At 66.9% G+C, this 19,737-nt stretch carries 17 protein-coding genes; 10 read left to right on the top strand and 7 right to left on the bottom strand.

Going from position 1 to position 19,737, the window contains the following annotated elements:
* Position 1: 1 nt before the first annotated feature.
* Positions 2-646, bottom strand: coding sequence for a GntR family transcriptional regulator (locus VNQ78_RS11680; RefSeq protein ID WP_325689867.1), 645 nt, complete (start codon positions 644-646; stop codon positions 2-4).
* Positions 647-906: 260 nt separating this feature from the next.
* On the opposite strand from VNQ78_RS11680, the gene VNQ78_RS11685 reads away from it, so the two are divergent.
* From VNQ78_RS11685 to VNQ78_RS11705, 5 genes are read left to right on the top strand one after another with little or no spacing between them, the layout of a single operon-like run.
* A complete protein-coding gene (locus VNQ78_RS11685) occupies positions 907-2,136 on the top strand; it encodes an NRAMP family divalent metal transporter (protein WP_325689869.1) in 1,230 nt (409 codons plus the stop codon).
* A gap of 58 nt (positions 2,137-2,194) precedes the next feature.
* Entirely contained in the window at positions 2,195-2,965 is a 771-nt protein-coding gene (locus VNQ78_RS11690) for a 5-oxoprolinase subunit PxpA (protein WP_325689871.1), read from the top strand.
* A complete protein-coding gene (locus VNQ78_RS11695; RefSeq protein ID WP_325689979.1) occupies positions 2,962-3,753 on the top strand; it encodes a putative hydro-lyase in 792 nt (263 codons plus the stop codon). Before VNQ78_RS11690 ends, VNQ78_RS11695 begins: the two co-directional genes overlap by 4 nt.
* A gap of 2 nt (positions 3,754-3,755) precedes the next feature.
* Positions 3,756-5,312 carry an urea amidolyase family protein gene (locus tag VNQ78_RS11700; protein WP_325689873.1) on the top strand — a complete coding sequence of 519 codons (1,557 nt, stop codon included), beginning with the start codon at positions 3,756-3,758 and terminating at the stop codon, positions 5,310-5,312.
* A complete protein-coding gene (locus VNQ78_RS11705; protein ID WP_325689875.1) occupies positions 5,309-7,078 on the top strand; it encodes an acetyl/propionyl/methylcrotonyl-CoA carboxylase subunit alpha in 1,770 nt (589 codons plus the stop codon). Before VNQ78_RS11700 ends, VNQ78_RS11705 begins: the two co-directional genes overlap by 4 nt.
* Before the next feature lie 11 nt (positions 7,079-7,089).
* On the opposite strand, the gene VNQ78_RS11710 is transcribed toward VNQ78_RS11705, so the two are convergent.
* The gene (locus tag VNQ78_RS11710; protein ID WP_325689877.1) at positions 7,090-7,749 is read right to left on the bottom strand and encodes a GntR family transcriptional regulator; all 660 of its coding nucleotides are present in this window, start codon (positions 7,747-7,749) and stop codon (positions 7,090-7,092) included.
* A gap of 99 nt (positions 7,750-7,848) precedes the next feature.
* On the opposite strand from VNQ78_RS11710, the gene VNQ78_RS11715 reads away from it, so the two are divergent.
* On the top strand, positions 7,849-8,871 hold the full coding sequence (locus VNQ78_RS11715; RefSeq protein WP_325689879.1) for an AbrB family transcriptional regulator: 1,023 nt from the start codon (positions 7,849-7,851) through the stop codon (positions 8,869-8,871).
* Here the strand turns inward: VNQ78_RS11715 and VNQ78_RS11720 are convergent.
* A complete protein-coding gene (locus tag VNQ78_RS11720; protein WP_325689881.1) occupies positions 8,868-10,769 on the bottom strand; it encodes a potassium transporter Kup in 1,902 nt (633 codons plus the stop codon). The genes VNQ78_RS11715 and VNQ78_RS11720 overlap by 4 nt on opposite strands.
* A 148-nt stretch (positions 10,770-10,917) precedes the next feature.
* Here VNQ78_RS11720 and VNQ78_RS11725 point away from each other — a divergent pair, with 148 nt between their 5' ends.
* Genes VNQ78_RS11725 through VNQ78_RS11735 form a run of 3 tightly spaced genes read left to right on the top strand, consistent with a single transcriptional unit; the run spans position 10,918 to position 13,741 of the window.
* Positions 10,918-12,486 (top strand): DUF4118 domain-containing protein, encoded by a 1,569-nt coding sequence (locus VNQ78_RS11725; protein WP_325689883.1) that lies wholly within the window; start codon positions 10,918-10,920, stop codon positions 12,484-12,486.
* The gene (locus VNQ78_RS11730; protein WP_325689885.1) at positions 12,483-13,181 is read left to right on the top strand and encodes a response regulator; all 699 of its coding nucleotides are present in this window, start codon (positions 12,483-12,485) and stop codon (positions 13,179-13,181) included. The genes VNQ78_RS11725 and VNQ78_RS11730 overlap by 4 nt, the downstream gene beginning before the upstream one ends.
* Positions 13,178-13,741: a HutD family protein gene (locus VNQ78_RS11735; protein WP_325689887.1), complete on the top strand. Its 564-nt coding sequence runs from the start codon at positions 13,178-13,180 to the stop codon at positions 13,739-13,741. Before VNQ78_RS11730 ends, VNQ78_RS11735 begins: the two co-directional genes overlap by 4 nt.
* Here the strand turns inward: VNQ78_RS11735 and VNQ78_RS11740 are convergent.
* From VNQ78_RS11740 to VNQ78_RS11750, 3 genes are all read right to left on the bottom strand, one after another.
* Complete coding sequence (locus tag VNQ78_RS11740) at positions 13,738-15,507, bottom strand: monovalent cation:proton antiporter-2 (CPA2) family protein (protein WP_325689889.1); 1,770 nt, start codon at positions 15,505-15,507, stop codon at positions 13,738-13,740. The genes VNQ78_RS11735 and VNQ78_RS11740 overlap by 4 nt on opposite strands.
* A 92-nt stretch (positions 15,508-15,599) precedes the next feature.
* Positions 15,600-16,619, bottom strand: a complete 1,020-nt coding sequence (locus VNQ78_RS11745) for an LLM class flavin-dependent oxidoreductase (RefSeq protein ID WP_325689981.1) — start codon at positions 16,617-16,619, stop codon at positions 15,600-15,602.
* Positions 16,616-17,554, bottom strand: a complete 939-nt coding sequence (locus tag VNQ78_RS11750) for a LysR family transcriptional regulator (protein ID WP_325689891.1) — start codon at positions 17,552-17,554, stop codon at positions 16,616-16,618. Before VNQ78_RS11750 ends, VNQ78_RS11745 begins: the two co-directional genes overlap by 4 nt.
* A gap of 137 nt (positions 17,555-17,691) precedes the next feature.
* Between VNQ78_RS11750 and VNQ78_RS11755 the strand changes: the two genes are divergently transcribed.
* Positions 17,692-18,636, top strand: coding sequence for a ring-cleaving dioxygenase (locus VNQ78_RS11755; RefSeq protein WP_325689893.1), 945 nt, complete (start codon positions 17,692-17,694; stop codon positions 18,634-18,636).
* Positions 18,637-18,669: 33 nt separating this feature from the next.
* Here the strand turns inward: VNQ78_RS11755 and VNQ78_RS11760 are convergent, their stop codons facing one another.
* A complete protein-coding gene (locus VNQ78_RS11760; RefSeq protein WP_325689895.1) occupies positions 18,670-19,410 on the bottom strand; it encodes a gamma-glutamylcyclotransferase in 741 nt (246 codons plus the stop codon).
* Positions 19,411-19,737 lie beyond the last annotated feature (327 nt).

Below are 19,737 nucleotides of genomic sequence, written 5' to 3' on the forward strand. Positions count from 1 at the left end.
CTTACCCGAGGCGGGCGAAGGCCTGCAGCACCACGCGCTCGGATTGCGTCAGATATTCGTCCAGCATCGCCGAGGAGCCGGCGGCATCGCCCGATTCCAGCCGGGCAAGGATCATGTCGTTGCGGTCGATATAGGGCTCGTGCAGCAGTTCGGGACTGTCGAGCAGCCCGAAGGCCAGCCGCAATTCGGCGATGATCTGGGCAAAGAAATCATTGAGGCGCGGGCTGTCGCTGAGCGAGACGATCGCTGCGTGGAATTCCATATTGGCGCTGCCGACGCCGCGCCAGTCGCGGACCTCGCGCAGGCGCTGCGCCTCCTCGACCGCGGCGCGCATCCGGCCGACCCCCTCATGCCGCGGCCAGGCCTGCGCCAGCGCCGGAACCTCGATCAGGCGGCGGACGCGATAGATGTCGAGGATCGACGCCATCGAAGGCACGGCCACGAAAACGCCGCGATTGGGCTCATGCCGCAGCAACCCCTCGCGCGTGAGCAGGCGAAAGACCTCGCGCAGGGTATTGCGCGAGATGTCGAGATCGGCCGCAAGCCGCGCCTCGGACAGCCGCTGGCCGGGAATCAGCTTGCCCCCCGTCACCTGATCGCGCAGCCGCGAGGCGATTTCTTCGGTCAGGCTGGGTTCTGCAGACATGTAGGTTTCCGTTCAGGTGGGGTGTATCTTGTCCGAGCGGCGGGGCGCAGGCAAGCCACGCCCGTGCAATGAAATCAGGTTGATGACCTGCCGATGCAGGGTGCAAACCTACATATCCTGCCTATCAACCGCGCAGATTGTCCAATTCGAAATATTGAATTGTTCAACAGTCTATGTATGAATGTAAGATAATCGTTGACTGACCGTCATGCGAAAATCAAACTTCCGTCATCCAGACCATTCCAGCAGGAGCATGTCAGATGAGCGATTCCGCTCCAACCGCTGCCAATGCCAGCCTTCGCGGCGGCTTCCTTGCAGCGATCTTCCTGATGGCCACCTCGGCCATCGGCCCCGGCTTCATCACCCAGACCGCCACCTTCACCCAGAAGCTGGGCGCGGCCTTCGCCTTTGCCATCCTCGCCTCGATCGTGATCGACTTCGTGGTGCAATTGAACATCTGGCGCATCACCGCCCTGACGCGCCGCAATGCGTCCGAGACGGCCAATGCGGCGATCCCCGGCTCGGGCTACCTGCTGGCGGTGCTGATCCTGATCGGCGGCCTTGCCTTCAATATCGGCAATATCGCGGGCGCGGGCCTTGGCATGAACGCGATGTTCGGCCTTGATCCCAAGATCGGTGGCGGGATCTCGGCCCTGCTGGCGATCGGCGTCTTTCTGTCGAAACGCGCGGGGCTGCTGCTCGACCGCTCGCTGATCGGGCTTGGCATCCTGATGATCCTGATGACGCTGGTGGTCGCCATCACTTCGAACCCGCCGGTGGGCGACGCGCTGCGCCAGACCGTCATGCCCGACGTGATCGACTTCCCGACCATCACCACCATCGTCGGCGGCACCGTGGGCGGTTATATCACCTATTCCGGCGCGCACCGCCTGCTGGACAAGGGCCTCGTGGGCGAGCAGAACCTTGCCGCCGTCACCCGCGCCTCGCTGACCGGGATCGCGGTGACCGGCCTCATGCGCTTCATCCTGTTCCTGGCCATCCTGGGCGTCGTCGCCTCGGGCGTGACGCTGGACCTGTCGAGCCAGGCCGCCAACCCCGCCGCGCAGGCATTCGCCGCCGCGCTGGGTGATACCGGCATGCGCATCTTCGGCGTGGTCCTCTGGGCCGCGGCCATCACCTCGGTCATCGGGGCGGCCTATACTTCGGTCAGCTTCCTCAACGTCTTTTCGACGCTGAGCGAGCGGACCCGCAACATCGCGACGGTGATCTTCATCGCCTTCTCGCTGGTGGTCTACATGCTGATCGGCACGGCGCCCGCCGCGATCCTGGTCTTTGTCGGCGGCTTCAACGGGCTGATCCTGCCCATCGGCCTGACCATCTTTACCTATGTCGGCTTTGCCCGGCCCGACCTGATGGGCGGCCATGTCTATAACCGGGTGCTGCTGACGCTCTCGGCCATCGTCTGTGCGCTGACCTGGTATATGGGCATCAAGTCGGTCGGCCCGATCTTTGCCTTCCTCGGCGCCTGATGACACAATGGCGGCGACCGGTCCCGGTCGCCGCCTTCCTGATATTACGGAGGACAGCATGACCCGATCCATCGACCTCAACAGCGATCTTGGCGAAGGCTATGGCGCCTGGCAGATGGGCGACGACGCGGCAATGCTCGCGATCGTCAGCTCGGCCAATGTCGCCTGCGGCTTTCATGCCGGCGATCCGCTGACGATCCTTGCGACGCTGCGCGGTGCCGTGGCCGGGGGCGTGGCGGTGGGCGCGCATGTGTCCTATCCCGACCGCGTGGGTTTCGGGCGGCGTCCGATGGACGTGACCTCGGCCGAGCTGACCGCCGACGTGATCTATCAGATCGGGGCATTGCAGGGTCTTGCCGCCTCGGTCGGAACGCGCGTCACCTATGTCAAACCCCACGGCGCGCTCTACAACACCATCGCCAATGACGCCCGGCAGGCCGATGCGGTGATCGAGGGCATCAAGGCCATCGACCCATCGCTGGTGCTGATGGGACTGGCCGGGGCGCCGATCCTTGCCCGCGCCGAGGCCGCGGGCCTGCGCACCGTGGCGGAAGCCTTCGGCGACCGCGCCTATACGCCCGAGGGGCAGCTTGTCTCGCGCCGCGAAAAGGGTGCGGTGCTGCATGACCCGGAACTGGTTGCCGCCCGCATGGTCCGCCTCGCGACCGAGGGCGTGATCGAGGCCATCGACGGCTCGACCCTGAAGCTCGCCGCCGACAGCATTTGCGTCCATGGCGATAGCGCCGGCGCGGTCGGGATGGCCCGCCGCATCCGCGAGGAGCTGGTCAAGGCCGGCGTCGCGATCACCTCCTTCGTGGAGGCCCGCTGATGCTGCGTCCCGATCCCGCCGCTGCTGCCGCCGCCCGCCTCGAATGCCGCAAGGGTCTTGTCGCGCCCACCGCGGGGATGGCCCCGGGCTTTACCCAATGCAACATGATCTCGCTGCCGCGCGACTGGGCATGGGATTTTCTGCTTTACGGCCAGCGGAACCCGAAGCCCTGCCCGGTCCTTGACGTGACCGATCCCGGCAGCCACCGCACCGCGCTTGCGCCCGAGGCCGATCTGCGCAGCGACCTGCCGCTCTACCGCGTCTGGCGCGACGGGGTGCTGACCGAGGAACTGGCCGACGCGACCGAAGCCTGGGCCGAGCATTCCGACCTCGTGACCTTCCTGATCGGCTGCTCCTTCACCTTCGAGACGCCGCTGATGCAGGCCGGGATCGAGGTGCGTCATGTCGCGCAGGGCTGCAACGTGCCGATGTATCTGACCAATCGCCCCTGCCGCCCAGCGGGACGTCTGCACGGGCAGATGGTCGTCTCGATGCGCCCGGTTCCCGCCGACCGCGTGGCCGAGGCCGCGACCATCACCGCGCGTTTTCCCGCCGTCCACGGCGCGCCGGTCCATATCGGATCGCCCGAGACTCTGGGCATCGCCGATCTCGGCAAGCCCGATTTCGGCGACCCGGTCCAGATCAATGAGGGTGAGGTTCCGGTCTTCTGGGCCTGCGGGGTGACGCCGCAGGCGGCGGTCATGGCCTCGAAACCGCCTTTTGCCATCACCCATGCGCCGGGCCACATGTTCATCACCGACGTGCCCGATACGCAGTGGCAGGTATGAGCATGAGGTTCCTGCCCGTCGGTCCGCGCACGGTTCTGGTCGAACTCGCCGATCTGGACGAGACGCTCGCGCTCTTCGATGCGCTGCTGGCCGAGCCGATCGAAGGCGTGGCCGAGATCGTGCCCGCCGCCCGGACGCTGATGATCCGCATGGCTGCGGGCTTTGCCGCCGATGCCGGGCTGGCCGGGCAGGTAATGGCGCGCCAACCCGCGCCCGGCACCCGGCGCGAGGAAGGCCCGGTCGAGACGGTCGAAATCCCCGTGACCTATTCGGGCGAGGATCTGGACGATGTGGCCCGTCATATGGGCCTGACCGTGGCCGAGGTCATCGCGGCCCATCAGGCGACGACGTGGCAGGTGGCCTTCTGCGGCTTCGCGCCGGGCTTTGCCTATATGACCTGCGACGATGCACGTTTCGACCTGCCGCGCCGTCCTGCGCCGCGCACGCGCATCCCGGCGGGCTCGGTCGCGCTGGCGGGGCGTTTCTGCGGCATCTATCCGCAAGAGACGCCCGGCGGCTGGCAGCTGATCGGCACGACGAAGGTTCCGATGTGGGATCTGAGCCGAGATCCGCCCGCGCTGCTGCGCCCGGGCGTGCGCGCCCGCTTTGTCGAGGGGGAGGCGGAGATCCATCCTTCGACCGCCATTCCCGCGCCGGTTGCCGAACCCGCGCTGACGATCCTCTCCTCGGCCTTTCCTATCGTCTTTCAGGACGAGGGGCGGCCGGGTCAGGGCGGGCAGGGGGTTTCGGCCTCGGGCGCGCTGGACATGGGCGCGCTGCATCGCGCGAACCGCGCTGTTGGCAATCCTTCCGATGCGCCGGTGCTGGAGATCACCCTTGGCCCGGTCAAGCTGCGCGCCGACCAGCCGGTGACGCTGGCGCTGAGTGGCGCAGCCACGGCCAGCATCGCGGGCATCCCCCAACCCGCCGGTCCGGCCTTTGCGCTGGATGCGGGCGAGGAGGTCACGATCCTGCCGCCCGAAGCGGGGATGCGCAGCTATCTGGCTTTGCGGGGCGGTTTCGATGTCGCCCCGGTGCTGGGTTCTGCCGCGACCGATACGCTGGCCTTTGTCGGCCCCGATCCGCTGAAAGCCGGCGCGGCGCTGGCCTGCGCGTATCGCCCGGCGGTGGCGGTGGCCGAGGTGCAGGACCAGCCCACGCTGCCGAAGCCGGGCGATCTGGTCGAGCTGCCCGTGACGCTTGGCCCGCGCGCCGACTGGTTTACGCCCGAGATGATCACGCATTTCCTGACGCAGGAATGGCTGGTCACGCCGCAAAGCTCGCGCGTGGGCATCCGCCTTGAAGGGGCGCAGCCGATGACGCGCGAGGATGCGCTGGAACTGCCCTCGGAAGGGACCGAGACCGGCGCGATCCAGATCCCGCATTCCGGCCAGCCGGTGCTGTTTCTGGCCGACCATCCCCTGACCGGCGGCTATCCGGTGATTGCGACCCTGTTGCCGCAGGCTTTGGATCTGGCAGGCCAGATCCCGCCCGGCGCGCGCATCCGCTTTACCGCCGCCCAAGATTTTGCCCCGATTACCCCTGCGAGGTCCGCATGACCCTTTTCGCCACCGGTCCCGACCGCCCCATCACCCGCCTGCTGATCGCCAATCGCGGCGAGATCGCCGTCCGCATCATCCGCGCCTGCCGGGATGAGGGGATTGCCGCGATCGCCATCTATGCCGACAGCGACCGCGACGCCCTGTTCGTGCGTATGGCGGACGAAGCCCATGCCCTTGGCGGCGAGAAGCCCGCCGAAAGCTACCTGAACGCCGAAAAGATCATCGCCATCGCGCGTGAGGCCGGGGCGGATGCCATCCATCCGGGCTATGGGTTCCTGTCGGAACGCGCCGATTTCGCCGCCGCGGTGCAGGAGGCCGGGCTGATCTGGATCGGCCCCGACCCATCGGTCATCGAGGCTTTGGGCGACAAGATCGAGGCGCGGCGCATCGCCGAGGCCGTCGGCGCGCCGCTGGTCGCGGGCACGCCCGGCCCGGTCGAAACCCCGGCCGAGGCGCTGGCCTTCGCCAAGGAACACGGCCTGCCCATCGCCATCAAGGCCGCCTTTGGCGGCGGCGGTCGCGGCATGAAGGTGGCATGGCGGCTGGAAGAGGTTGAGGAGCTGTTCGAATCCGCCACGCGTGAGGCCCTGACCGCCTTCGGCCGCGGCGAATGCTTCATCGAGCAATTCCTTGACCGCCCCCGCCATATCGAGGCGCAGGTGCTGGCCGACCGCCACGGCACCGTCAAGGTGATCGGCACGCGCGACTGTTCGCTGCAACGCCGCAACCAGAAGCTGGTCGAGGAGGCCCCCGCCCCCTTCCTGACCGATGAGCAGCGCGCCCGCATCCACGAGGCCGCGCGCGCGATCTGCGCCCATGCCGGCTATTCCGGCGCGGGAACGGTCGAGTTTCTGCTGTCCGGGAATGGCACGATCTCGTTCCTCGAGGTGAATACCCGGCTTCAGGTCGAGCATCCCGTGACTGAGGAAACCACCGGCATCGACCTTGTTCGCGGCATGATCCGCGTGGCGCAGGGCGCGCGGCTGGCGGATGAGACCGTGCCCGAGCCGCGCGGCCATTCGATCGAGTTCCGCATCAATGCGGAAGACCCGGCCCGGGGGTTCCTCCCCACTCCCGGGCCGGTCGAGGTCTTTGACGCGCCTTCGGGGCCGGGCATCCGCCTCGATAGCGGCGTGGTTTCCGGCTCGGTCGTGCCGGGCAGCTTCGATTCCATGATGGCGAAGCTGATCGTGACCGGCGCGACGCGCGAGGAGGCGCTGGCCCGTGCCGCGCGCGCCTTGCGCGAGTTCAGGATCGAAGGCGTGGCCTCGGTCCTGCCCTTCGATCAGGCGGTGCTGGATGAGCCCGATTTCCGCGCCGAAAATGGCGATTTCCGCGTCCATACCCGTTGGATCGAGACCGATTTCGCCGAGGCGCTGGCCGCCGCGATGGAACCCCATGCCCGTGTCACCCCTGCCGCCCCGGCGCGGATGCTGCGCCTTGCGGTCGAGATCGACGGCAAGCGGCATGAGCTGGGCCTGCCGGCGAACCTGCTTGCGGCGCTGCCTGCGGGCGGGGCTGCGCTGCCCGAGGATGCAGCCCCCGAAGCGGATGAGGCGGTGATCGGCGCTCCGGTCGCCGGCACGCTGACGCTTTGGCAGGCCGAGGACGGGGCCGAGGTCGAGGCCGGGCAGGTCATCGCCGTCATCGAGGCGATGAAGATGGAAACCCGCATCGAGGCGCATCGCGCCGGCCGGCTGGAGCAACTGGCCGAGGCGGGCAAGGTGCTGGGCTTTGGCGCACCGGTCGCCCGGATCGCCTAGCCCAAGATCATCTAGCCCGAGATCGAATAGGCCTCGCGCATCGTGCCGTTCTGGGTCGGGATCCGCCGGGTTCCGATCCAGCCGACATGGCGGGCGAGCGTCGCGCAGGCCGAGGTGACGTTCCCGCGCCTCAGCGCGGCCAGAATGGCCCGGTGGTCGTGATCGGTCCGCGATTCCCAATCCGAACGCCAGGCGGCGAACAGGAACCGCGCCGAGGCGGCGTGCAGGTCGTCGATCGTCGACATCAGCCGGGTCATCCCGCAGGGGGCGAGGATCAGGCGGTGAAAGCGGCGGTTCGCCGCCTCCCATTCGCGGACGCTGCCGGCATCATCGACCTCACGGGCCGCAGTCTCGGCCTCGGCCAAAATCACCGGAGTCATATGCGGCGCGGCATGGCGCAGCGCCAGCGATTCCAGCGCCGAGCGCATCTCGGCCACCTCGCGCAGCTCGTCGATCGAGAAGCTGGTCACGCGCATCCCCCGGCGCGGCTCGCTGACCGTCAGGCCCTGCGCTTCCAGCCGCAGGAGCGCCTCGCGCACGGGGACGTGGCTTGCACCGAACTCGGCGGCGATATGGTCCTGACGCAGCTTTTCACCGGGGGCGATCTGTCCCTGGATGATACGATCGGCAAGCGCGCGGGCAATTCGGGAGGTCAGCGTTTCATCGGCCATGAATCATAGATAATTTCTCATGGTGGCGGCGTCGAGGGGCGGATTTGACATCGCCGGCCTGCCACGGGACAAGGCGGCGCGCCTTCTGCTGGATTGCCGATGACCCTCACCACCCGACGTCTGCTGACTTTCGCCCTTGCCGCTGCCGGAGGCGCGCTGTTCCTGACCCTCGGCCTGCCGCTGCCCTTGCTGCTGGGACCGATGCTCGCTTGCCTGATCGCGGCCCTGGCCGGGGCGCCGCTGGCCGACATGGGCTGGTTCGGGGTGCTGATGCGCACGGTCCTCGGCGTCGCGGTCGGTTCCTCGATCACTCCCGAGGTCATTGGTGGTTTGCCCGACATCGCCCTGTCGCTGGTGTTCGTCCCGATCTTCATTCTTGTGATCGCGCTGGTCGGCTATCCGCTGCTGCGCCGCGCCTTCGGCTTCGACCACGCGACGGCCTGGTATGGCGCGATGCCGGGCGGGCTTCAGGACATGCTGGTCTTTGGCGAGGAGGCGGGTGGGGACATCCGCGCGCTGTCGCTGATCCATGCCACGCGGGTTCTGGTCATCGTCACGGTCGCGCCGCTGATCATGTCGACCTATTGGTCGGTGGATCTGTCACAGCCGCCGGGCCAGCCCATGGCCTCGGTCGCGCTGCGTGAGCTGGTGCTGATGATCTTCTGCGGCATCGCCGGCTGGAAACTGGCCGAGCGCCTCAACCTCTTCGGGGCCTCGATCCTTGGTCCGATGGTCCTGACCGCGGCCCTGTCGCTTTCGGGACTGATCCAGCACCGGCCCCCGGCCGAGATGATCCAGGCGGCACAATATTTCATCGGTATCTCGATCGGCGCGAAATATGTCGGCATCACCCCGCGCGAGTTGCGGCTGCATGTCACGGCGGGGCTGGTCTATTCGCTGGTGCTGGCGGCGATCAGCCTCGCCTTCATCGAGGTCATCGTCCAGCTTGGCCTTGCCCCCGGCCTCGACGCCTTCCTTGCCTTCCTGCCCGGCGGTCAGGCCGAGATGATCGTCATCGCCATCATCGCCGGGGCCGATCTGGCCTATGTCGTCAGCCACCATCTGCTGAGAGTCGTGCTGGTGATCCTGCTTGCGCCGGTGGTGGCGCGCTTCTTCCGCTAGATGTTCATCTGGCTTCCGATCTCGACCACGCGACCGGCCGGGATGCGGAAATAGTCGGAGGCCGCGGCGGCGTTCCGGGACAGCGCGATGAACAGGTTGGCCTGCCAGACCGGCACGCGGCTATGGGTCGAGATGCGGATGCGGCGGCGCGACAGGATGAACGAGGTCGCCATGATATCGAACTTCCACCCCTGACGCCGGCATTCCAGAAGTGCCTGCGGCACGTCGGGATCCTCGGCATAGCCATAGCGCAGCTCGACCCGGCGGAAGCGGTCGTTCAGCTCCTCCATATGCACACGCCGGCTTGGGGGCACGCGCGGGACATCGGCGGTGGTGATGGTCAGGATCACGTTCTGCTCGTGCAGGGACTTGAAGTGCTTGAGGCTGTGCAAAAGCGCGCCGGGCGTCAGGTCGGGGGTCGAGGTCAGGAACACCGCCGTCCCCGGCACCGTGCTGATCGAGCCGGATTTCTGGATCTGCCGGAGCAGCGTGTCGAGGGGCAGTTCGGCCTCGTGGTCCTTGGCGGCGACGATTGCGGTGCCGCGCATCCAGCTTCGCATCACCACCAGAGCGGCCGCCGCGATCCCGAGGGGCACATAGCCGCCATCGGCAATTTTCATCAGGTTCGCACCCAGAAAGACGAGGTCCAGCAAAAGGAAGGGCAGCATCATCGCGATCGACAGCCAGAGCGGCAGCTTCCAATGCTTATGCGCGACGATCATCGCCAGCGTCGCGGTCACGACCATGGTGCCGGTCACGCTGATCCCGTAGGCCGAGGCGAGGCTGGAGGACGAGCCGAAGATCACCACCAGCGCGAGAACCGCATACATCAGCCAGCGATTGACGCCGGGCATGTAGATCTGGCCCTGATGCTCGTCCGAGGTGTGGCGGATCTTCATTCGCGGCAGCAGATGCAGTTGCACGGCCTGCTGGGTCAGCGAATAGGCCCCGGTGATGACCGCCTGACTGGCGATGATCGTGGCCAGCGTCGCAAGGATCACGACCGGCAGCAGCGCCCAGCCGGGAAAAAGCAGATAGAACGGGTTGGCGATGGCACCGGGGTTCGAAAGCAGCAAGGCGCCCTGACCGAAATAGGTCAGCAGCAAGGCGGGGAAGGCGACAAAGATCCACGCCATCTGGATCGGCTTCCGCCCGAAATGGCCCATATCGGCATAAAGCGCCTCGGCCCCGGTGACGGCAAGAAAGACGGCCCCCAGCACGATCAGCCCAAGCTGGCCGTTCCCGACCACGAAGCTCAGCGCATGGACGGGGTTCAGCGCCGCCAGCACTTCGGGATCTTGTGCAAGCCAGCGGCAACCGCCCGCCGCCATGACGATGAACCAGACAAGGGTGACCGGGCCGAAATAGCGCGCGACCGCGTCGGTGCCCCGGTTCTGGACAAGGAAAAGGCAGATGATGATGACGATTGCCAGCGGCTCGATGAAGGGATCGACCCCGTCCGTGACCAGCTTCAGCCCCTCGATCGCCGAAAGGACCGAGATCGCGGGCGTGATCGCGGCATCGCCGTAGAACAGCGCGGCCCCGATCATGCCGAGGACCATGATCGTCATGTTGGGTCGCCCCATCGCCCGCTGCGCCAGCGCAAGCAGCGAGAGCGTGCCGCCCTCGCCCTCGTTATCGGCGCGCATCAGGATCAGGACGTATTTCACCGTCACGACCAGAATGAGCGCCCAGACGATCAGCGACAGCACGCCCAGCACATCGGCGCGGGTGACGCCCCCGTGACTGGCGCCGGCGGCCAGCATCGCCTCGCGGAAGGCATAAAGCGGCGAGGTCCCGATATCCCCGTAAACCACCCCGATCGCCGCGAGGGAAAGCGAGAGCATTCCCGCGCGTCGTGGTTCGGCCTCGGAAATGTGAGTATCCAGAGCTGCCATTTCATGCTTCCTGTCCAAGGGCGAGTCGCCGCCGAGCCGGGACATTGCCGCAGAGCAGCATAAAGGTTCGCCTGCGATTTCGGACCTGTGCGTAAAGTTTCCATAAAGGCGATGGACAACCGCCACGGCATGAACCCAGAATCCTTTTATGAACCAAGTGGATACCGCCCAATTCAAGGATGCCCAGTTCAGGGATGACCGCCGCTGGATGACCGCCCCCAGCCTTGGCGGCTTTCTGGGTGCGGCGAGCATTCTGGTGGTGATCGCGGTGACGGTCGGATCGGCGCGGCAGGTCTTGCCGGAATCCATCGCCATCCTGCTGTTTCTGACCGCGGTTCTGATCAATGCGGCGGGTTTCGGCTTCTGGATCGGCATTGCCAGCGCCTTTGGCGCGCTTGCAGGCTTCAACTTCATGTATGTCGAGCCGCATTTCACCCTGCACATCGCCCAGCCGCAGGATCTGATCACGCTGGCGGTGTTTCTGCTGGCGGCCTCGATCACCGGGCTGATCTCGGGCCGGCTGCGCGAGCAGGTCGATGCGGCCGAGGCTCGCGCCGCGGCGCTGGAGGTGCTGTCGCAGGTCTCGACCGAACTGGCGGGGGCCGCGACCCCCTCCGATGTGACCCGAATCGCGGTGCGGCACCTGAACGCGCTGTCGATGGGACCGGCGCTGGCCCTTGGCCCGGTCGACGGGCAATTGCGCCTTCTGGCCGCGGTTCCCGAAGGCTACCTGCCCGAAGCGAGCGAGCTTGAGGCCGCGGACAATGCCTGGCGGCGCGGGAGGCCCGAATTCGCCTCGGCCCAGGGATGGAGCGGATCGCGCCTGACCTTCTATCCGGTCAATGGCGGGACCGAACGGAAGGACGCGATCGTGCTTGGCCACGCACGCATTCCAGCCGACCGGCGCAATCATGGCTGGCGCGATCAGGTCATTGCCGTGATCATGCGGCAGATAACGCAGGCGCTGCAGCGCCTCGCCCTGACCGAGCGGGCCGCGGCCGAGCGGCGTCGCGCCACCAGCGAGGAGTTGCGCGCGGCCCTGCTGGCCTCCCTCTCGCATGATCTGCGCACGCCGCTTGCGACCATCCTCGGATCGGTCACCACGCTTCGCCAGCTTGGCGGGACGCTGTCGCCCGAGGCGCAAGACGACCTGCTGGCCGCGATCGAGGAGGAGGCCGAGCGCCTTGCCCGCTATGTCGAGAAGCTGCTGCAACTGACCCGGCTTCAGGCCGGGGTCGAGGTCCATAGCACCTGGGTCGATGCGGGCGACGCGGCGCTGGCCGCCGTCAACAGGGCGCGGCGGGCATGGCCGGATGCCCGGATCGAGGATGCGATCCCGCCCTTGCCGATGATCCATGCCGAGGCCGGGCTGCTGGAGCAGGCGGTCTTCAACCTGATCGAGAACGCGGTGAAATACGCGCCCGGCGTGATCCGCGTCGCCGGCACCGTCGAGGCAGCGCCGGCAGGGGCAGAGCCGGGCACCGGCCGGGTGCTGGTCCTGTCGGTCACGGATCGGGGCCGCGGTCTGCCCGGCCCGATCGGCGAATGGCTCGCGTCGGACAGCATGACGGTGGGGCCGCAACTGACCGGCCTCGGGCTTCAGATCAGCAAGGGGATCGCGCTGGCCTTCGGCGGCACGATCGCGGCCAGCCATTCGGCCCTTGGCGGCGCCGTGCTGGAGATCCGGCTGCCGGTTCCGAAGGAGCAAGGGGCATGACCACGCGGCAGACCATCCTGATCGTCGATGACGAACCGCAGATCCAGCGCTTCCTGGGCCATGCGCTGATGGCGGCGGGATATGAGACGCGGCTGGCCGGCAATGGCAGCGAGGCATTGGCCAGCATCGCCGCGCAGGAGCCTGACCTGATGATCCTCGACCTTGGCCTGCCGGACATGAACGGCAAGGAGGTGATCGAGCGATTGCGCCTGCGCTCGGACCTGCCGGTCATCGTGCTTTCGGCCCATGATCAGGAGATGGAGAAGATCATGGCGCTGGACCTCGGCGCCGATGATTTCGTCGCCAAGCCCTTCGCCATCGGCGAGCTTCTGGCCCGGCTGCGCGTCGGCCTGCGGCCGCGCCGCTCCTCGCGGGTCGAGGTGATCAGCCAGGATGGCGTGGTCATCGACCTCGACGCACATCAGGTCACCCGCGACGGCGAACAGCTGCGCCTGACGCCAAAGGAATTCGACCTGCTGGCGGTGCTGGCCTCGAACGCGGGGCGGGTGATGACGCATCGCCGCCTGCTGCAACAGGTCTGGGGACCGGCACATGTGGATGATGTGCCCTATCTGCGGGTCTTTATCGGACAGTTGCGCCAGAAGCTGGAAGCGGACCCGGCGCGACCGTCCCTGATCCTGACCGAGCCCGGCATCGGCTATCGCTGGGCACAACCGGAGAGTGGAAAGACATGAGTATTACAGTCCTGCGCGCCGGCGATCATCGCCGGATGCCCTGGAAGAACGGCCGGGGCGAGACGACCGAGGTTGCGATCTACCCCAAGGGTGCCGACCTTGGCGATTTCGGCTGGCGGGTCAGCATGGCGGCCGTGGTCGAAGACGGCGCCTTCTCGATCTTTCCCGGCATCGACCGGACGCTGGCCGTGCTGGGCGGCGACGGGATCGAGTTGAGCATTGCCGAGGGCACGCCCCGGCACCTGACCCCCGAGGGCGCGCCGCTGTCCTTTCCGGCGGATGTGGCGGTCACGGCGCGTCTGCCCGGCAGTCCGATCACCGACCTGAACGTGATGACCCGTCGCGGTGCCTTCGGCCATTGCGTGTCCCGCCAACGCGAAGCCGGGCCGGGGATGGCGGACTGGCGGTTGCTGCTTGCGACCGAGGCGACCGATCTGAGCCTCGGGCGCGAGGATTTCTCGCTCTCCGCCCTCGACGCGATCCTTGTTCAGGGCAGGGATGTCGGCCTGCCGATCACGGCCACCGCCCCGATCTGGGTGATTGATATCGGGCGCGCCTAGTTTGACGGGCGGTTGCCGAGGATCAGGTCGCGACCCGCAAAAAGGCCGCCGACGCATTCCATCTGGAACCGGGTCAGGTCGCGGCCCCGGATCTGCTCGATGACCTCGTCGGCCTCCTCGGGCGTCTCGCCCAGTTGCAGCAGCGCCTCCCGCCCCATGGCGAAGGCGCTCTCCAGCGTCTCGCGCATCTGGTAGTCCGCGCCCGCCTTGACCAGTTCCAGCGCATGTTCGCGGTCGAAGGCGCGGGCAAGGACGGGGATGAGGGGAAACTCCTCTTTCACCAACTCGGTGATGCGCGTGACCGCGTGCTTGTCCCCGGCCACGGCGATGATCAGGCTCGCCTCGGCCGCGCCTGCGGCATGAAGGACGTCCAGCCGTGCGCCGTCGCCATACCAGATCTTGAAGCCGAATTCGTCGGCATTGCGGATCGTGTCGGGATCCTTCTCGATGATCGAGATGGAATGGCCCCGCGCGATCAGCGGCTGGCTGATGATCTGCCCCATCCGGCCGAAGCCGATCATCAGGATGCGGGCGCTGAGGCCGTCCGCCGCCTCGACCCCGTCGAGCGAGGGCACCAGTTCGGGCGTGAGCCGGTCGTGGAGGATCATCATCAGCGGCGTCAGCACCATTGAGACGATGACGATGGCGGTCAGGACGGCATTGTCCTTGGCCGAGATGATCCCGGCGGACATGGCGCTGGCATAGAGGACGAAGGCGAACTCGCCCCCCTGCGCCATCAGGACCGCGCGCTCCAGCGCCTCGCGCGTATCGGCCTTCCAGAGCCGCGCCACGACATAGATGACCAGCATCTTGAGGAGCATGTAGGCCGGGACGCAGATCGCGATCAGGCCCCAGTTCGACGCGATGATATTGAGGTCCAGCGCCATGCCGACGCCAAGGAAGAACAGGCCCAGCAGAAGGCCGCGGAACGGCTCGATATCGGCCTCGAGCTGGTGGCGGAAATGGCTTTCGGACAGCAGCACCCCGGCGAGGAAGGCCCCCATCGCCATCGAAAGCCCGCCCGCCTCCATCAGCACCGCCGCGCCCAGCACGACCAGCAGGGCAGCCGCCGTCATCACCTCGCGTCCGCCGAAGCGCGCGAGCATTCCGAACATCGGGTTCAGCAGATAGCGCCCCGCCACCACCAGCGCGGCGATGCAGCCAAGGCCGATCGCGATGCTGAGGAAGCGCGCGGAAAGCGTCACCTCCTCGCCGCCCGGCGCGAGGAAGGCGACCAGTGCCAGCAGGGGGACGATGGCCAGATCCTCGAAGAGCAGGATCGAGATGATCCTCCGCCCGCCGGGCAGCGAGATCTCATTCCGCTCCTGCAGAACCTGCATGACGATCGCGGTCGAGGTCAGGACGAACCCGGTGCCTGAGACGAAGCTTGCCGCGATGGGAAACCCGAGGGCGAGGCCCACGAAGGTCAGAAGCCCCATTGCGCAAAGCACCTGCGCGAAGCCGAGGCCGAAGATCTCGCCCCGCATCGCCCAGAGGCGCGAGGGCTGCATCTCGAGCCCGATGATGAACAGGAAGAGCACGACCCCCAGCTCGGCGACATGGATGACCGATTGCGGATCGTGAAAGAGGCCGAGGCCGAAAGGCCCGACGGCGAGCCCCGCCGCCAGATAGCCCAGCACCGAGCCGAGGCCGAGCTTGCGAAAGATCGGGACGGCGATCACCGCGGCGGCAAGCAGGATGACGACGCTGTCGATGCTGGTGCCGGAATAATGTGCGGCATCCGCCGCGGCCTCGGTTACTGCCATGCCTGGGATTCCCCGCTCATGCTTTTCACCGCCAGACTAGCGCAGCGAAGCCCCTTGCATAGCCTATGAACGCAAGGGGCGCGATCAGGGGCTCAGCGCCAGCCAAGCGCCGGGGCGACATGTTGCAGGATCGCCTCGATCACATGGGCGTTGTAGTCGACCCCAAGCTGGTTCGGGACGGTCAGCAGCAGCGTATCGGCCTCGGCGATGCCTTCATCCCCGCGCAGCTCCTCGATCAGCTTGTCCGGCTCGCCCGCATAGCCGCGCCCGAAGATGGACCGGGTCTGGTCGATCATGCCGATCTGGTCGCTTTCCTTGCCGCCACCCCCGAAATACATCCGGTCGCGATCGTCCATGATCGGAAAGATCGAGCGGCTGACCGAGCTGCGCGGCGCGCGCTCATGCCCGACCTCGGCCCAGGCCTCGCGATAGGCGCGGATCTGCTCGGCCTGCTGGACGTGGAAGGGCTTGCCGTTCTCGTCATCCTTCAGGGTCGAGCTTTGCAGGTTCATGCCCAGCGTCGCGGCCCATCTGGCGGTCGCGTTCGATCCGGCGCCCCACCAGATCCGGTCGCGCAATCCGGGGGAATGCGGCTCCAGCCGCAAAAGGCCGGGCGGGTTCGGAAACATCGGGCGCGGGTTCGGCTGCGCGAAGCCGTGGCCCTGGATCACGTCGAGGAACACCTCTGCATGGCGGCGCGCCATGTCGGCATCGCTTTCGCCCTCGGCAGGTTGATAGCCGAAATAGCGCCAGCCGTCGATCACCTGCTCGGGCGAGCCGCGGCTGATCCCCAGTTGCAGCCGCCCCTGCGAGATCAGGTCGGCCGCGCCCGCGTCCTCGGCCATGTAAAGCGGGTTTTCATAGCGCATGTCGATGACGGCGGTGCCGATCTCGATGGTTTTCGTCCGTGCGCCCACAGCGGCCAGCAGCGGAAACGGACTGCCCAGTTGCCGCGCGAAATGGTGGACGCGGAAATAGGCGCCATCCGCGCCCAGCTCCTCGGCCGCGACGGCAAGGTCGATGGATTGCAGCAGGACGTCCTGCGCGGTGCGCGTGCCCGACGGGGCCTCGGGCGACCAATGGCCGAATGAAAGGAAGCCGATCTTCTTCATGATGTCCTCGGGGATGTGTCGGCGGCCGGTTGCCATGGCGGTTCCTTCAGCTCGGCCGCGACGTGGTCGATGAACCGGCGCAGCTTGGCCGGCATCGGGGTGACGGGGGGCCAGACGGCGACGATGGGCAGCCGTCTGGTCGGGAAACGGGTCAGGACGCGCTTCAGGCGTCCATCAGCGATGGCGGCGGAGACGATGAAGCCCGGCAGCATCGCCAGCCCCAGCCCGGCAATCGCCATGTCGCGGATCGCCTCGCCATTGTTCAGCGAGATGCGCCCCTCGACCAGCGGCGAAACGAAGCGGTCGCGTTCCTGAAATTGCCAGAGCTGGCTGTTCGGCATGTGGCTGTAGCCGATGACCTGATGGTTGCGCAGGTCTGTCAGCGTCTGAGGCTCGCCATGCGCGGCAAGATAGGCGGGGCTGGCGCAGGCGACGCTTTCATCCTCGCAGAGCTTGCGCTGCATCAGCGCCTTGTCGCGCGTCTTTCCGACGCGGATGCCGATGTCCTGACCCTCGCGCGCCAGATCGCGCGTGCGGTCGTCGTAATCGACGGTGATCTCAAGTTCGGGGTTCCGCGCGGCGAAGCTGGCGATGATCGGGCCAAGATGCAGGACGCCAAAACTCATCGGCGCCGAGATCGAGAGTGTGCCGCGTAGCGGCGCGATCCCGTCCATGTCCCATGCCGTGCTTTCCGCCGCCGCCACCAACTCTTGCAGGGCGGGGCGCAGGCGTTCGGCCAGCCGCAACGCTGCCTCGGTCGGGGTGATGCGGCCGGCGTTGCGACGGAAAAGCGCCGCCCCCAGCGTCGCCTCGAGGTCGGTGATGCGCTTGCTGACCACGGATTTCGACAAGTTCAGGCGCGCGGCGGCCGCGGTCACGGTGCCAAGCTCCATCACGGTCAGGAAGGTCTGGAGGTCGTCGAGATCATAGCGCATGATCCCGAAGATAGACCGCAGGCGACGCGGCGCAAGCCTTTGCCGTTCGCTCTGCGCGAACGCAAGGTTCGCATTCGCCCTTGTGGCGGAAACGCCGGACCCACCCGATATTCGGTGTCAGAGAAAGGAGGCCCGCCATGGATCTCACTGGAATTCACCACCTGACGGCCATCACCGCCCAGGCCCGCGAGAACAAGCGTTTCTACACCGAGACGCTGGGGATGCGGCTGGTGAAGAAGACCGTCAATCAGGACGACACCAGCGCCTATCACCTGTTTTACGCGGACGGGCTTGCCCAGCCCGGCACCGACCTGACCTTCTTCGACTGGCCCGCCGCGCCCGAACGCCGCGGCACGCATTCGATCAGCCGCACCGGGCTGCGCATCGGCAAGGACAGCTTCGATTTCTGGGCCGGCCGCCTCGGAGATCATGGCCTGACGGTCGGAAAGATCGCGGAATTCGACGGCCGCACCACCCTCGATTTCGAGGATCCCGAGGGGCAGCGCTTTCGCCTGACGGCTGACGCCGAGGGTAGCACCGGCAATCCTTGGGCGAAAAGCCCCGTCGCGGCCCAGCACCAGATCCATGGGCTTGGTCCGATCACCATTTCGGTCCCCGACCTTGCGCCGACCGGGATCGTGCTGACCCATGTGCTGAACATGCGCAAGCTGCGCGAATATGCCAGCCCGGACGGGCAGGGCAGCGTGCATGTCTTCGAGATGGGCGCCGGCGGCCCCTCGGCCGAGTTGCATGTCGCGGTCCAGCCGGATCTGCCGGTGGCACGGCAGGGGGCAGGCGGGGTTCATCACGTCGCCTTCCGCGTGCCCGACAAGCCCGCGATCCACGAATGGGCCAAGCGGCTGAACGAGCTGCGCATCCCCAGTTCGGGCGAGGTCGAGCGCTATTACTTCCGCTCGCTCTATTTCCGCGAGCCGGGTGGCAACCTGTTCGAGCTGGCCTCGGACGATCCGGGCTTTGCCGTGGACGAGCCGATGGAGACGCTGGGCGAAAGCCTGTCGCTGCCGCCCTTCCTCGAGGGCAGCCGCGCCCGGATCGAGGCCGGGCTGAAGCCTCTCGACTGACCGGAACGGGCCGCCCGCAAGGCGGCCCGTTTCCTATTCCGCGGCCTGCCGGGAGGTGTCCGAATGCAGGGCCTCGATCTCGTCGGCGACCAGCTTTTGCAGGGTCCACAGGTTCCGGTCATGGATGCCGAATTCCTTCAGATGCAGGACCGTGTTGAACAGGTATTCCGCGCAGGATCCCGCAGGTCCGCAGGCACGGGCAAGGATATGCGCGACCTCGTGGAGGGGCAGGCGGCTCAGGATCCGCTCTCCCCTCGGGCCGGCCCAGAAAACCATCGCCCGCATCCTGCCGCGCGCGGTATGGACCGGGATCCAGCGCACCATGTCGATATTGTCGTGAAACCGGATCTCGCGCGTCATCATCCGGCGGATCTGGGCGAGGCGGTCGCCGTTACGGACCTGATAGATCACCCCGTCGCAGCGCCCGCCGCGTTCCAGCGCCATCATCAGGCCAAGCTGCGTGGGCGAACCGCGCCAGCGGTGCATCTTGAGGCAGAACGAGCGGTGCCAGCCATAAGCGCTGGCCCGGCAATGGTCGACCGCGTCGAAATCCGGCTTCCAGATCAGCGAGCCATAGGCAAAGACCCAGAGCGGATCGTCGCCCAGTTCCTCATGATATTCGCGGGCAAGCGTGTCGATCTCCTCCGGCGTCATTGGCCGCCATCCCGGCTCCGGCCCCAGATCGGGTTCGGGCCTGATGGTCAGGGTCACATGCTCCTGCGTCAGCGACATTGGCCGGGACAGGGGCGCGTTGCGATCGCCGGATTGCTTCATTTCATGCCTTTCGGGCTTGCCGCCTTGCTCCGTTCTGCCGATTCTTCCCCATGGGACGCCGATGCGGCCCAAAGGGCAAGCCCCACGGCATCGCCTTGCATCCGGGGACGAGGGATGCGGCAGGAATGCTCACCTTGGCCGCGATGCGGCGCCGGAAAAGCGTCCGAAAAACGCATTGCGCGCTGAGATCTAACGCTTTCGCGCCCCGACGGGCGCGGGGAAGTCCGTGCCGGGTTCTGCATGTTTCCCGGAAATTTTCGGTTGCTGCCTGCCTGAATCCGCTGACCGAAAAAGCCCTTGTTTCCTCGATCCCTGCCCCATATACGG

The sequence above is a fragment of the Paracoccus sp. (in: a-proteobacteria) genome (assembly GCF_035556475.1).
Lineage (GTDB): Bacteria > Pseudomonadota > Alphaproteobacteria > Rhodobacterales > Rhodobacteraceae > Paracoccus.